At 69.3% G+C, this 13,345-nt stretch carries 10 protein-coding genes and 1 riboswitch; of the genes, 3 read left to right on the top strand and 7 right to left on the bottom strand.

Translation table 11 applies throughout. The features are described from left to right. Nucleotides 1-43: 43 nt before the first annotated feature. The 7 genes from PV796_RS13925 to PV796_RS13890 form a co-directional block, all read right to left on the bottom strand. Nucleotides 44-1,987 (bottom strand): transglycosylase domain-containing protein, encoded by a 1,944-nt coding sequence (locus PV796_RS13925; protein WP_274913380.1) that lies wholly within the window; start codon nt 1,985-1,987, stop codon nt 44-46. Between the two features lie 166 nt (nt 1,988-2,153). Continuing rightward, the gene (locus PV796_RS13920; RefSeq protein WP_274913379.1) at nt 2,154-3,209 is read right to left on the bottom strand and encodes a ribonucleotide-diphosphate reductase subunit beta; all 1,056 of its coding nucleotides are present in this window, start codon (nt 3,207-3,209) and stop codon (nt 2,154-2,156) included. Then, a complete protein-coding gene (locus PV796_RS13915; protein ID WP_274913378.1) occupies nt 3,209-5,614 on the bottom strand; it encodes a ribonucleoside-diphosphate reductase subunit alpha in 2,406 nt (801 codons plus the stop codon). Before PV796_RS13915 ends, PV796_RS13920 begins: the two co-directional genes overlap by 1 nt. Before the next feature lie 164 nt (nt 5,615-5,778). Then, nucleotides 5,779-5,928, bottom strand: a riboswitch (cobalamin riboswitch). Between the two features lie 104 nt (nt 5,929-6,032). Beyond that, nucleotides 6,033-6,542, bottom strand: a complete 510-nt coding sequence (locus tag PV796_RS13910; protein ID WP_274913377.1) for a GNAT family N-acetyltransferase — start codon at nt 6,540-6,542, stop codon at nt 6,033-6,035. Between the two features lie 519 nt (nt 6,543-7,061). Further along, on the bottom strand, nt 7,062-8,726 hold the full coding sequence (mctP, locus tag PV796_RS13900; RefSeq protein WP_274913376.1) for a monocarboxylate uptake permease MctP: 1,665 nt from the start codon (nt 8,724-8,726) through the stop codon (nt 7,062-7,064). Continuing rightward, entirely contained in the window at nt 8,723-8,983 is a 261-nt protein-coding gene (locus PV796_RS13895; protein ID WP_274913374.1) for a DUF3311 domain-containing protein, read from the bottom strand. The genes mctP and PV796_RS13895 overlap by 4 nt, the downstream gene beginning before the upstream one ends. 134 nt (nt 8,984-9,117) lie before the next feature. Then, nucleotides 9,118-9,879, bottom strand: a complete 762-nt coding sequence (locus PV796_RS13890) for a GntR family transcriptional regulator (protein WP_274919017.1) — start codon at nt 9,877-9,879, stop codon at nt 9,118-9,120. A 243-nt stretch (nt 9,880-10,122) separates the two neighbouring features. Here PV796_RS13890 and PV796_RS13885 point away from each other — a divergent pair, with 243 nt between their 5' ends. From PV796_RS13885 to PV796_RS13875, 3 genes are all read left to right on the top strand, one after another. After that, nucleotides 10,123-11,391 carry an extracellular solute-binding protein gene (locus tag PV796_RS13885; protein WP_274913373.1) on the top strand — a complete coding sequence of 423 codons (1,269 nt, stop codon included), beginning with the start codon at nt 10,123-10,125 and terminating at the stop codon, nt 11,389-11,391. A gap of 141 nt (nt 11,392-11,532) precedes the next feature. Then, nucleotides 11,533-12,516, top strand: coding sequence for a carbohydrate ABC transporter permease (locus tag PV796_RS13880; protein ID WP_274913372.1), 984 nt, complete (start codon nt 11,533-11,535; stop codon nt 12,514-12,516). Further along, nucleotides 12,513-13,343 carry a carbohydrate ABC transporter permease gene (locus PV796_RS13875; protein ID WP_274913371.1) on the top strand — a complete coding sequence of 277 codons (831 nt, stop codon included), beginning with the start codon at nt 12,513-12,515 and terminating at the stop codon, nt 13,341-13,343. Before PV796_RS13880 ends, PV796_RS13875 begins: the two co-directional genes overlap by 4 nt. Nucleotides 13,344-13,345 lie beyond the last annotated feature (2 nt).

Below are 13,345 nucleotides of genomic sequence, written 5' to 3'. Positions count from 1 at the left end.
GCGGTACGAGCGGGGCTCCGGCCCCGTGCGGGCCCCTGCGGCCCTACGCGGCGTTCTGATAGGCGGCCCAGACCCGGGGCGGGAGCGAGGTGCCCAGCCCGGTGTCGGGGCCGCCGACGCCGTTCAGCGGCAGCAACTGGGGCGCACCCGGCTTGTTCCGGAACAGCGTGATCGCCGTGGTCGGTTCGGCGCCGTCCGCCTCTTTGGGGGCGCGGTCGGCGCGGACCCCGGCACCGGGGGTGGCCTTCGCCGGCCGGCTCCAGGTGCCGGCCGGCGGCGGGGTGCCCACGAACCACGCCGACTTCATCCGGTCCCCGGACTCGGTCGCCCCGGCCGCGACCGGCTGCCGCGCCCACTCGCCGCCCACCGGGCTCAGCGCGCGCCAGCCCAGCCCCTCCAGCGTGGCGGTCATCTCCTGTGCCACCGCCGGGGCGAGCACCTGCTGCGGCTCACCGCGGGCGAAGCCGGCGACGCCCTTGCCCTGGTGGGACATCTTCGTCACCGCGTACGGCTCGGCGTGCTGGCCGCCGCCTGCGAATGTGGTGTACGCGCTGGCCAGCCGGATCGCGCTGGGCGCCGAGGTGCCCAGCGGGAAGGTCTGTTCCAGTTGCGCCAGGCTCTCCTTGTGCAGCCCGGCGCGGAGCACCAGGTCCCGGATCCGCTCCAACCCCAGCTTCTTGCCGGCCTGGACGAACGGGGCGCTCTCGCCGCGCATCAGGGCGCCGCGCAACTCCTCGGCGCCGCCGGCGGTGTCCACCGGGCGCGGCTGGTCCCCGTACCGCTCGGCCTCCTGCTGGAGGGCGGTGGCCAGTACGAACGGTTTGAAGGCGGAGCCGGCCGGGACCGCGGAGGTGTCCGCGTTGTTGACGAAGTGCGAGGTGGCGTCGGTCCCGCCGTAGAGCGCGACGATGGCGCCGTCACCGGGGCGCACCGAGGCCGCGCCGAATTCCGCGTAGGTGTCCTCGGTGCGCTTCTTCGGGTCGAGATTCTTCTTGCGGACGTCGGCGACGGCCTTCTCCAGTTGGTGGGTGCACCGCTTGTCGAACGTGGTGTGGATGCGGTAGCCGCCGCGGGCGAGGTCCTTGTCGGTCAGCCCGGTCGCGCTCTTGACGAATTTGTTGGCGACGTCGACGAGATAGCCGATCTGGCCGGCCTGACTGGTGGGTTTGGCCATCGGGCGCGGCTCGGGGAACGTGCGGTAGTGCGCCCTTTCCTGCTCGCTCATCGCACCGGTGGTGACCAGCCGGTCGAGTATCCACTTCCAACGCGCCACCGCCCGCGCGTGATTGGCCTTGCTCAGCCCCGGGTCGTACTGCTCGGAGCCCTTCAACAGGGCCGCCAGCAGGGCCCCTTGGCTGGGATCGAGGTCCTTGGCGTCGATGCCGTAATAGGCGTGCGCGGCCGCCTGAATTCCGTTCGAACCGCGGCCGAACCAACTGGTGTTGAGATATCCCCGCAGGATCTCCGACTTGGACTTCCGGTTGTTGACCTTCAGCGCGATGATGAATTCCTTCACCTTGCGGGTGGCGGTCTGATCCGGCGAGAGATAGGTGTTCTTCACATACTGCTGGGTGATGGTCGAACCGCCCTGGGTGTCCCCGCCCGAGACCATGTTCACCGCGGCGCGGGCGATTCCGGTGAGCGAGACCCCGTGGTCCTTGTAGAAGGTGGCGTTCTCCGCCGCTATCACCGCGTTCTGGACGTGCTTGGGCACCTTGTCGAGGGCGATGTTCTGGCGGTTGACGGCGCCGACGCTGACCATCTGGCTGCCGTCCGCCCAGTAGTAGACGGTGGCCTCCTGGGCGGCCAGCGCGTTCTCGTTGGGAATGTCGATCTTCACGTACACGACCGCGAACAGCCCCGCGAGGCAGAGCAGGACGAACCCGCCCGATCCCAGCCAGAGCCGCCAGGACGGCAGCCAACGGCGCACTCCCGTACGGCCGTTGCGGGGATAGTCGATGTACCGGCGTCTTTTCCTTCCCTCCATGCATGCGTAGATGCGGTGGGCAGGGCTCCGGTTGCCGCTCCGGCCGCCCGCTAATCGAACGCTCACATTCGGCGGGCGGCCGGGGGAAAACGGGACGGCCGGACGGCGGGGCAGGCCACCGTCCGGCCGTCGGTCCGGTCGATCGGGAGCAGAACCCGACGCGGGATCAGAACTCGTCGTCGAACGAGACCGAGCCCTCGACGGCGACCTGGTAGGCCGAGGCGCGCCGCTCGAAGAAGTTGGTCAACTCCTGGACGTTCTGCAGCTCCATGAAGGAGAACGGGTTCTCCGAGCCGAAGACGGCCGGGAAGCCCAGGCGGCGCAGGCGCTGGTCGGCGACGCACTGGAGGTACTCGCGCATCGACGCGGTGTTCATCCCCGGCAGGCCCTCGCCGCACAGGTCGCGGGCGAACTGGAGCTCGGCCTCGACGGCCTCCTTGAGCATGTCGGTGACCTCCTGCTCCAACGCGTCGTCGAAGAGGTCGGGCTCCTCCTGGCGGACCGTGTCCACCACGGAGAACGCGAAGTCCATGTGCATGGACTCGTCGCGGAACACCCAGTTGGTGCCGGTGGCCAGGCCGTGCAGCAGGCCCCGCGACCGGAACCAGTAGACGTACGCGAACGCGCCGTAGAAGAACAGGCCCTCGATGCAGGCCGCGAAGCAGATGAGGTTGAGCAGGAAGCGACGGCGGTCGGCCTTCGTCTCCAGCTGCCCGATCTCCTCGACGTGGTCCATCCACTTGAAGCAGAACTGGGCCTTCTCCCGGATGGACGGGATGTTCTCCACCGCGGCGAAGGCGGCGGCCCGGTCCTCCGGGTCGGGGAGGTAGGTGTCCAGCAGGGTCAGGTAGAACTGGACGTGCACCGCCTCCTCGAAGAGCTGACGGCTCAAGTACAGCCGCGCCTCGGGGGAGTTGATGTGCTTGTAGAGCGTCAGCACCAGGTTGTTGGCGACGATCGAGTCGCCGGTGGCGAAGAAGGCCACCAGACGGCCGATGAGGTGCTGCTCGCCGGGGGACATCTTGGCGAGGTCGGCCACGTCGGAGTGGAGGTCGACCTCCTCCACGGTCCAGGTGTTCTTGATCGCGTCCCGGTAGCGGTCGTAGAAGTCCGGGTACCGCATGGGGCGCAGGGTTAGTTCGAAGCCCGGGTCGAGGAGGTTCTTCGACCCCGTGGTGGCGGTGTGGGTCGCTGCTGCGTTCTTCTCGGGTGCGGTGGTCATTACTGGCATGCCTCGCAGGACTCGGGGTTTTCCAGGGAGCAGGCGACCGCCTCGGGGTCGGTCACCGGCAGTTGGGCGGGGATGGTGGCGGCGCGGGCGGACTGGGCGATCCGGGTGGCCGGCCGGGAGCGCAGGTAGTACGTGGTCTTGATCCCGCGCTTCCAGGCGTACGCGTACATCGAGCTGAGCTTGCCGATGGTCGGCGACGCCATGAAGAGGTTGAGCGACTGGCTCTGGTCCAGGTAGGGCGTCCGGTCCGCGGCCATGTCGATCAGGGCGCGCTGGGGGATCTCCCAGGCGGTGCGGTAGCGGTTCCGGAGGTCCGCGGGGATCCAGGACAGGTCCTGGACCGAGCCGTTGGCCTCGCGCAGCGCGTCCCGGGTCCGCGCGTCCCACAGGCCCAGCTCCTTGAGCTCCCCGATCAGGTACGTGTTGACCTGGAGGAACTCACCGGAGAGCGTCTCGCGCTTGAAGAGGTTGGAGACCTGCGGCTCGATGCACTCGTAGACGCCGGCGATCGAGGCGATGGTGGCGGTCGGGGCGATCGCCAGCAGCAGCGAGTTGCGCATGCCGGTCCTCGCGATCCGCGCGCGCAGCGCCGCCCAGCGGTCCGCCCAGCGCACCTCGGCGTTCGGGTAGTGGTCCGGGTGCAGCACCCCGCGGGCGGTCCGGGTCGCGGCCCAGTTCGGGTGCGCGCCGTGCCGCTCGGCGAGGTCGGCGGACGCCTCGTAGGCGGCGAGCATGATCCGCTCGGAGATGCGGGTCGACAGCTCCCGGGCCTCGGCGGAGTCGAACGGCAGCCGCAGCCGGAAGAAGACGTCCTGGAGGCCCATCAGGCCCAGACCGACCGGCCGCCAGCGGGAGTTGGAGGCGGCGGCCTGCTCGGTCGGGTAGAAGTTGATGTCCACGACCCGGTCGAGGAAGGTCACGGCGGTGCGGACGGTGGCGTCCAGCCGCTCCCAGTCCATCCGGCCGTCCTCGCCCAGGTGGGCCGCGAGGTTGACCGACCCCAGGTTGCAGACCGCGGTCTCGCCGTCGTCGGTCACCTCCAGGATCTCGGTGCACAGGTTGGAGGAGTGCACGACCCGGCCGGGCTCGGCGGTCTGGTTGGCGGTGCGGTTGGCGGCGTCCTTGAACGTCATCCAGCCGTTGCCGGTCTGCGCCAGGGTGCGCATCATCCGGGAGTACAACACCCGGGCCGGCACCTGCTTGAGGGCCTTGCCCGCGGCCTCAGCGGCCCGGTAGGCGGCGTCGAACTCGTCGCCCCACAGGTCGACGAGCTCGGGCACGTCCGAGGGGGAGAACAGCGACCAGTCCGCGTCCGCCTCGACCCGGCGCATGAACTCGTCCGGGATCCAGTGCGCGATGTTGAGGTTGTGGGTCCGGCGGGCCTCCTCGCCGGTGTTGTCCCGCAGCTCCAGGAACTCCTCGATGTCGGCGTGCCAGGACTCCAGGTAGACGCAGGCCGCGCCCTTGCGGCGGCCGCCCTGGTTGACCGCCGCGACCGACGCGTCCAGGGTGCGCAGGAACGGCACGATGCCGTTGGAGTGCCCGTTGGTGCCGCGGATCAGTGAACCGCGGGCGCGGATCCGGGAGTACGACAGCCCGATGCCGCCGGCGTGCTTGGAGAGCCGGGCCACCTGGTGGTAGCGGTCGTAGATGGAGTCCAGCTCGTCCAGCGGGGAGTCCAGCAGGTAGCAGGAGGACATCTGCGGGTGCCGGGTGCCGGAGTTGAACAGCGTGGGGGAGGACGGCAGGTAGGAGAGCGTGCTGGTCATCCGGTACAGCTCGGCGACGTCCGCCAGCGCCCGCTCGGAGGCGTCCTCGGCCAGGCCGCAGGCGACCCGCAGCAGGAAGTGCTGGGGCGTCTCGACCACGTTGCGGGTGGTGGGGTGGCGCAGCAGGTAGCGCGACTGGAGGGTGCGCAGCCCGAAGTACCCGAAGCGGTCGTCCGCGCCGTCGGCCAACGCCCCGTCCACCAGGGCGTCCAGGCGCTCGGCGTGCGCGGCGACGAACTCCGCGGTGGCGTCCGCGATCAGTCCCTCCCGGTGGCCGACCGCGATCGAGGCGGAGAAGGACGTGGCGCCCTGGCCGGCGGCCTCCTCGGCGATGGCGAGGGTGAGCAGGCGCGCGGCCAGCTTGGAGTACTGCGGCTCGTCGCCGATCAGCCCGGCCGCGGCCTCGGTGGCCAGGGACCGCAACTCGGCCTCGTCGGAGCCGGGGTGGCGGCCGCGGAGCGCGGCGGCGGCCACCTTGCCCGGGTCGGTGGCGGTCAGGTCCGCGGTCAGCTCGGTCAGCGTGCGCAGCAGGGCGACACCCGGGCCGTCTTCGGCCACGGGGGGCGCGGCCACCGCGGGCTGTACGACCTCGGCGTCTGACGCGGGCTCCGTTGGCGCGATGGTCACCTGATGCTCTCCCTCACTCGGCGGGGGCCGGAGGGCGCAGCAGGGGCGGCGCGCGGGCGGACAAGGGGGCACCCCGCGGCGAACCGGGGGTGCGCGGGGCCGGCCGCGCTCCGTCCACCAACCCATCCCTCGGGGCCCGGACGTCTCGACGCCGCACCAGTGGCGGTGCGGACGTACCATCGGCAGGTCTTCGGACTCGTGAGCGCGTAGGACCCCCAGAAACTGGCCGTATCCTGCGCTCTCATACCGTTGCGGGACAGTTCCGGATTCGCACCGGATTCCCCTGCGGCGACAGCGAGGAAGAGCATACATCTTGTGTTGCTCCCCGCACGCACCCCCACATCTTGTGTCGCACCGCATGGCATCCCTACGCGTGTGCGAACGGCCGCACCGCCTGTGCGGGGCCGGAAACAAGCCGTCAGGCCAGCTCCCGAGCAAACGCCCACAGGCGCACGCCCGGCACCGGGTCCCAGTCCCGCCCGGCAGCCCGCGCGAACCCCAGCCGCCGGTAGAGCCGGTGCGCCGGCAGCAGGTGCCGCTGGCTCGACAGCACCATGGCGCGCAGCCCGAGCCCCCGGGCCCGCTCAAGGCAGGCCCGGACCAGCGCCTCTCCGACGCCGCGCCCGCGCCCCTCGCCGCGGACCGCCAGCATCCGGAACTCGCCCTCGCCGGGCCCGGCCAACTCCGCGTACGGGCTGCCGTACGCGGCGAATGTCACAGCACCCACAACCGCGCCGCCCGCGCCGTTCTTCCCATCCACGGCCACCCATATCTCGGCGTGCTCGGCCCGGTGCGCCACCCGCCGCAACACCGCCGCATACGGATCGTCCGCCCCGCTCAGCAGCCCGTCGGCCAGATACACCTCCACCACCAACTCCCCGACCGTCTCGAACTCCGCCTGGCGTATGGGCCTGATCGTGATGTCCATGGAGCCAGTGTGGGGAACTGTGGGGCGCAGCGGGCGCGTTCGCCGATGGTGATCACGTATTGACTGTCAGTGGGCTCGGCTACCGTCGGTTCCATGTTCCCTGCTCTGCCCGGTGGATGGCATAAGGAGGAGGTTCCATGACCGCGCTCGCCGATCGGCCGCACACCAGCACGGCCGACTTCGAAGAGGCCGCCCGGATACTCAGTCGCTTGGAAGAAGAAGCGCGGTGGGAGCTCATCAACGGGAAGGTGCAAGAGCAAGCCCATGCCGGACGGGGATCACGGACGGATCATCCAGTGGTTGCTGCGCATCTGCCTGCAGCACCGGCCCGAGCTCTTCCTGGACCCGAACCAGGGACTGAAGACGGAGCCACACCGAAACGGTCGCCTCCGTCCGGACGGCTCGCTCGTGCCCTGTGACGCCTTCGTGAATGACCTCACGAGGTCGCTGAGCCGCACACGAGCGAGGGCCGTCGCGTTCGTCAGGAACGCGACGGCCCTCCGCCGTAGTTGACGAGGGTCAGTGCCCGCCCGGTGCCCCCGCCGTGGCCGGCGGGAGGTCGGCCGTGACGCCGTCGTCGCCGATGTCGGCGGTGTAGTCGCCGGGGGCGGTCTCGTCGACGCCCTCAGGGGCCTTGAGGGCCTTCAGGACGAGGGTGAGCACGACCGTCACCACCACGTTGAGCACGAAGGCGGTGAGGCCGATGTAGCCGATCTCGCCGATGCCGGGGATCTCCGCGTTGGAGCCGCCGAAGTGCTTCTGGGTCGGGCTGGCCACGCCGTACGCGGCCAGGGTGCCGTAGAGCATGCCGATCGCCCAGCCGGCCAGCAGCGCCCAGCGGTGGAACCAGCGGGTGAACAGCCCGCCGACCAGCGCCGGCATGGTCTGGAGGATCCAGATGCCGCCCAGCAGCTGGAAGTTGATGGCGACGGTCTTGTCCATGGTCAGGACGAAGATCAGGGCGCCGACCTTGACCAGGAGGGAGACCAGCTTGGCCACCTTGTGCTCCTGCTCGGGCGTGGCGGTGGGCTTCAGGAAGTCCTTGTAGACGTTCCGGGTGAAGAGGTTGGCGGCGGCGATCGACATGATCGCGGCGGGCACCAGCGCGCCGATGCCGATCGCGGCGAACGCCACCCCGGCGAACCAGCTCGGGAACATGTCCGCGAACAACTGCGGGATTGCCAACTGCGCGTTGCCGTGGGTGTCCGTCCCGGCCTTGAGCGCCATGAAGCCGAGCAGCGCGAGGAAGCCCAGCATCAGCGAGTAGATCGGCAGGATGGTGGTGTTGCGACGGATCACGTTGCGGCTGCGCGAGGAGAGCGTGGCGGTGATCGAGTGCGGGTACATGAACAGCGCCAGCGCCGAGCCGAGTGCCAAAGTGGCGTACGCCCACTGGGCGTTGGGGCCGCTGGCCAGTTCGCCGCGCGGTTTGCCGGTGGGCCCGGTCTGGGCGAGCGCCTTGCCCGCGGAATGGAAGATCTCGCCGAAGCCGCCCAGTTTGAGCGGGATGTAGATGATCGCCACCGCGATGACCAGGTAGATCAGCCCGTCCTTGACGAACGCGATCAACGCCGGCGCCCGCAGGCCCGAGGAGTAGGTGTAGGCGGCCAGCACGGCGAACGCGATCAGCAGCGGCAGGTCCTTGACGAACCAGTTGGCGTGCTCCCCGCCGCCGACCCCCATCACGTCCAGGACGGCCTGGATGCCGACGAGTTGGAGCGCGATGTAGGGCATCGTGGCCAGCAGGCCGGTCAGCGCCACGGCCAGCGACAGCCCCTTGGAGCCGAACCGCCCGCGGACGAAGTCGGAGGTGGTGACGTAGCCGTGGCGGTGCGAGACCGACCACAGTCGGGGCAGGAAGGTGAAGATCAGCGGGTAGACCAGGATGGTGTACGGGACGGCGAAGAAGCCGGCCGCGCCCGCCGAGTAGATCGCCGCCGGGACGGCCACGAAGGTGTACGCCGTGTAGAGGTCGCCGCCGAGCAGGAACCAGGTGATCCAGGTGCCGAAGCTCCGCCCGCCCAGGCCCCATTCGTCGAGGTTGGCGGAGTGCTCGACCCGGCGCCAGCGCGCGGCCAGGAAGCCCATGACCGTGACGGCGAGGAAGAAGAAGACGAAGACGGCGAGCGCCACGCCGTCGACGCCCTGGGGGCCGGCGGCGAGCGCGGTGGACGGGTTCGTCATCGGCCCGCACCGCCCTTGCGGGCGCGCTGCTCGCGCCGGACCAGCGCGTAGGCCACGGTCGTCAGCACCGTCGAGATCAGCACCCAGGCCATCTGGTACCAGTAGAAGAACGGGATCCCGATCAGCGTCGGCTCGATCCGCGCGTACGAACTCACCCACAGCATCGCCACGAACGGGGCGAGCAGGCACAATCCGGCCACCACCCGTGTGGGGGTGACGACCGGTCTGTGGTCCGGTGATGCGGCGTTCTCGGCCATGACCGTTGGCTCCCGTCCCTGGTGAACTCCGGTGCAGTCGGCTGGAAATCTATTCCAGGGGCGTGGTGCGCGTCACTAGCCGTCCGCATATCGGTACACAGCAGTGACCGTAAGGGAGTTGGGGCCGCGGGCCTTCAGTCCGTCGGGCGCCGCAGTCGGGCGACGAACTTGTAGCGGTCGCCGCGGTAGACCGAGCGGACCCACTCCACCGGCTGCCCCCGGGCGTCCAGCGAGTGCCGGGAGAGCATCAGCATCGGCAGGCCGACGTCGGTGCCCAGCAGCCCGGCCTCGCGCGGGGTGGCCAGCGAGGTCTCGATGGTCTCCTCGGCCTCCGCCAGCCGGACGTCGTAGACCTCCGCCAACGCGGTGTAGAGCGAGGTGTACTTGACCAGATTGCGACGGAGCGCCGGGAAGCGCTTGGCGGACAGGTGGGTGGTCTCGATCGCCATCGGCTCGCCGCTGGCCAGCCGCAGCCGCTCGATGCGCAGCACCCGGCCGCCGGGGGCGATGTCCAGCAGCCCGGCCAGCCGGTCGTCGGCGGTGACATAGCCGATGTCCAGCAGTTGGGAGGTCGGCTCCAGGCCCTGGGCCCGCATGTCCTCGGTGTAGGAGGTCAGTTGCAGCGCCTGGGAGACCTTGGGCTTGGCGACGAAGGTGCCCTTGCCCTGGATGCGCTCCAGGCGGCCCTCGACGACGAGTTCCTGGAGGGCCTGGCGGACGGTGGTGCGGGAGGTGTCGAACTCGGCGGCGAGGGTGCGCTCGGGCGGCACCGGGGTACCGGGCGGCAGGGTCTCGGTGATCTCCAGCAAGTGCCGCTTGAGGCGGTAGTACTTGGGCACCCGGGCGGACCGCACGCCCCCGCCACCGTTCTCGGCGCTGCCCGCGTCGGTCTCCATGACCCGCCTCTCCGATGCCTGTCGTGCTGCCGTCACCGGCTCCTCCGTACGTAGCGGCTCACATCGTGGCACGGGCGGGATGCCCGCGCGTCCACACGGGTCGCGGCCCGCCCCAGATGTCGGTCCGGTAACGGACCTGACAGCGACTCTTATACACCCTTGACACCCCTAAAGGTCTAGGCCAAGCTGCGAGAACTGGTCTAAACCATTAAAGCCACACCCGTCCTTGAGGGGGAGAGCGCAATGAAGCGTGGGCTCATAGCGGCGACCGCGGTCGCGGGAATGCTGGTGAGCGTCGCTGCCTGTGGGTCGAGCGGCGGCAAGAATGCGGGCGCCGACGGCTTCAAAGGCCAGAAGTTGACGGTCTGGGTGATGTCAGGATCGAATCCTGAGCAGTGGACCAAGCAGGTGTCCGAGCAATTCAAGAAGACGACCGGTGCCACCGTTGAATTCAAGGTCCAGCAGTGGAACGGAATTCAGCAGAAGCTGAGCACCGCGCTGTCCGAGGACACTCCGCCGGACGTGGTCGAGATCGGCAACACCCAGACCGCCGCCTACGCCAAGGCCGGTGCCCTGGTCGACCTCGGTGACCTGAAGAAGGAGATCGGCGCCGACTGGAGCGACGCCTTCAACAAGGCCGCCATGGCGGACGGCAAGCAGTACGCGCTGCCGTGGTTCGCCGGCAACCGCGTGGTGATGTACAACAAGAAGATCTGGGCCGCGGCCGGGATCAAGAAGAACCCCGCCACCCGCGCCGAACTCTTCCACGACTTCGACACCATCAAGAAGAAGACCGACGCCGAGCCGCTCTATCTGCCCGGCCAGAACTGGTACTTCCTCGACGGCCTGACCATCGGCACCGGTGCCCAACTGGTGAAGAGGGCGGGCGACAAGTGGGTTTCGAATATCGCCGACCCCAAGGTCGCCAAGGCCATGGACATTTACAAGCAGTACCAGGCGTTCGGCAACGCGCCCAAGAACAAGGACGAGGCCACCCCACAGCAGGCCGAGATCTTCGCCAAGGGAAAGACCGGCGCCATCATCGCCATGGGTTATGAGGCGGCCACCGCCATCAAGGCAAACCCGAAGATCAAGGACGATATCGGCTTCTTCACCATTCCCGGTGAGACCGCCGACAAGCCCGAGGGCGTCTTCCTCGGCGGCTCCAACTTCGCGGTCGCCGGGCTGAGCAAGAACCAGGACCTCGCCAAGGAATTCCTCAAGGTCGCGCTCTCCAAGGAGAACGACGCCCAGATGGTGCGCGAGGCCGGCTGGACGCCCAAGTCCCCGGCCCTGGCGAGCGCGGCCAAGGACAACCCGGCCGCCGCGGCCGCCGCCCCGGCCGCCGAAAAGGCGGGCGGCACCACGCCGTTGATCCCCCAGTGGGCCGCGGTCGAGAACGTGCCGAACCCGATCAAGAACTACATGACCGCGGTCCTGAACGGTAAGGCCCCGACCGACGCGGCCAAGGACATCGAGTCCGAGATCAACGCCCGGCTCGCCAAGCAGTAGCCGACCCCCGACGCGTACGGGCCGGCCGCCCCCGGCCCGTACGCCCGTCCGCCGCCGACCCCCCGAGCACCCCGGTGGGGCCGGCGGCGGCAACCACCGGAACCACCAGGCGCATTCACGGGAACGAGGGGACCACAGCTCATGGCAGTGCAGCTCGACGAAGCGGCCGGGGGGACCGCGCCGCGGACCCGCAAGCGCGGCGCACCACCCGGCCGGAGCGGCCCCGGTGGCCGGCGGGCGGCCCGCGGTGCGCCGTACCTCCTGCTGCTCCCGGCCCTGCTCGCCACCGCGGTCTTCCTGGGCTGGCCGCTCGTGCGCAACCTGGTGCTCTCCTTCCAGAACCTCAACATGAAGGAGCTGATCCAGCACCTCACCGACTGGCGGGGCCTGGGCAACTACCAAGAGGTCCTGGGCAGCGACCAGTTCTGGCGGGTCACCCTCCGCACCATCGTCTTCACCGCCGTCAACGTCGTACTGATCATGGTGCTGGGCACCCTGCTCGGGCTGCTGCTGGCCCGGCTCGGCAAGAAGATGCGGCTGGTGCTGTCCGCGGCGCTGGTGCTGGCCTGGGCGATGCCGGTGATCGCCGCCACCACCGTCTTCCAGTGGCTCTTCGACTCCCGCTACGGCGTCGTCAACTGGCTGCTGGCACACCTCGGTTGGCGCTCCATGGCGCACTACGACTGGGTCGGCACCCAGTTCTCCACCTTCTTCGTCATCACCGTGCTGATCGTCTGGCAGTCGCTGCCCTTCGTGGCCCTCAACCTCTACGCGGCCACCACGACCATCGCCAAGGAGCTCTACGAGGCGGCCCGGATGGACGGCGCCGGCACCTGGAGGATCTTCACCTCGGTCACCTTCCCCTTCCTGCGCCCCTTCTTCCTGGCCACGACGTTCCTCGAAGTCATCTGGGTCTTCAAGGCGTTCCCGCAGATCTTCGCGATCAACCAGGGCGGCCCCGACCGGCTCACCGAGACGCTGCCGATCTACGCCTTCACCGAGGGCGTCGGCAACCTCCACTTCGGGATGGGCGCCGCGATCTCCGTGCTGACCATCGTCGTGCTGCTCGCCCTCACCGCGTACTACCTGCGCCTGACGCTCAAGCAAGAGGAGGACGCGCTGTGAAGCGCTCACTCGCCGGCCGGATCTGGCCCAACGCGACCGCCGCCGTCCTCGCGCTGCTGTTCGTCTTCCCCGTGTACTGGATGTTCGCCACGGCCTTCAAGCCGACCGGGGACATCCTCAGCGAGGACCCCGTGTGGTTCCCGCTCCACGGCACCCTCAGCCACTTCGCGACCGCGGTGAACGCGCCCAACTTCTGGCAGCTGGCCACCAATTCGATCGTGGTGACCGTGCTCGCCGTCGGGCTCTCCCTGGTCATCGCGTTGTGCGGCGCGTTCGCCATCGCGCGGATGCGCTTCAAGGGACGCAAGGGCATCCTGCTGACCTTCATGGTGGCCCAGATGGCGCCCTGGGAGGTCATGGTGATCTCGATCTACCTGATCGTCCGGGATGCCGACCTGCTCAACAGCCTGCTGCCGCTCACCTTCTTCTACATGCTGATGGTGCTCCCCTTCACCCTCCTCACCCTGCGCGGCTATGTCGCCGCGGTGCCCAAGGAGTTGGAGGAGTCCGCGATGGTCGACGGCTGCACGCGCCGCCAGGCGTTCGTCAAGGTCATCCTGCCGCTGCTGGCCCCCGGCCTGATGGCCACCTCCCTCTTCGGCTTCATCACCGCCTGGAACGAGTTCCCGCTGGTCCTGGTGCTCAACAAGGAGCCCGGCGCCGGCACCCTGCCGCTCTGGCTCTCCCAGTTCCAGACCCAGTTCGGCGACGACTGGGGCGCCACCATGGCCGCCGCCTCGCTCTTCGCCGTGCCGATCCTGATCCTGTTCCTCTTCCTCCAGCGCAAGGCGGTCGGCGGTCTCGCCTCCGGCGCCGTGAAGGGATGACC

Origin of the sequence: Streptomyces sp. WZ-12 (assembly GCF_028898845.1) — a bacterium.
Classification (GTDB): Bacteria; Actinomycetota; Actinomycetes; order Streptomycetales; family Streptomycetaceae; genus Streptomyces.
Note: the sequence above shows the minus strand (reverse complement) of the source record. Positions and strands in the feature narration are given on the sequence as shown.